The sequence below is a fragment of the Nitratidesulfovibrio liaohensis genome, assembly GCF_011682075.1.
Lineage (GTDB): Bacteria > Desulfobacterota > Desulfovibrionia > Desulfovibrionales > Desulfovibrionaceae > Cupidesulfovibrio > Cupidesulfovibrio liaohensis.
In genome coordinates, this window is record NZ_VSMK01000749.1 from 1 (window position 1) to 650 (window position 650).

Below are 650 nucleotides of genomic sequence, written 5' to 3' on the forward strand. Positions count from 1 at the left end.
GGGTCACCGCCACAAGCCCGCGCTTCAGCAGCCCCTCCAGCGCCGTGGCCGAGGCGGCGCCAAGGTCGCGCAGTACGGCGCGGCGGCTGGCCGACCCCTTGTCCCACAGGTATTCCAGCAGTTGCACCTGGCGCACGGCGGAAGGCCGCACCGGCCACGGCGGGTCCGCCGTCACTGCGCACAGTTCCGCGTCGGCGGCGTCCTCCGCCTTGTCCAGCACCTCGCCCCGGCCATCCATCCAGGCCTGGCCAAGACGGTGCAGGGCAGAAGGGTCCTTGCCGGCCAGAGGCACAAGGTCGCGGAACTTCAGCGTGCGCGCCCGCCCGTCCTCGAAAAAGCGCAGCCGCACCTGGGTGGTGCGCAGCCCCACGGGCAGAAAGTTGCCCAGTATCTGCCCTTCACTCGCTGCCTGGCGCAGCGCCAACTGGCGCACCATGTCCAGGTACCCGGTGTCCAGCAGCGGCTTGCGCTCCAGCGGCCACAGCATGGGCCGGGCCACCACGCCTTCCGGCAGCGCGCCCACGCTTGCCGCCGCATGCGCTTCATCGTCCAGCAGCACGCCCACGCGCACCGTTCCGTTGCCCAGCGGCACGGCCACCCGCGTACCCCGCCGCCACGCCTGCGGCGGCAGCCACGGCGGCACGGCGTAC

General features: G+C 72.8%; 1 pseudogene. It reads right to left on the reverse strand.

What is annotated here, in order from left to right:
* Positions 1–650: pseudogene (locus FVW27_RS18545) on the reverse strand (replication restart helicase PriA); the annotation flags it as partial.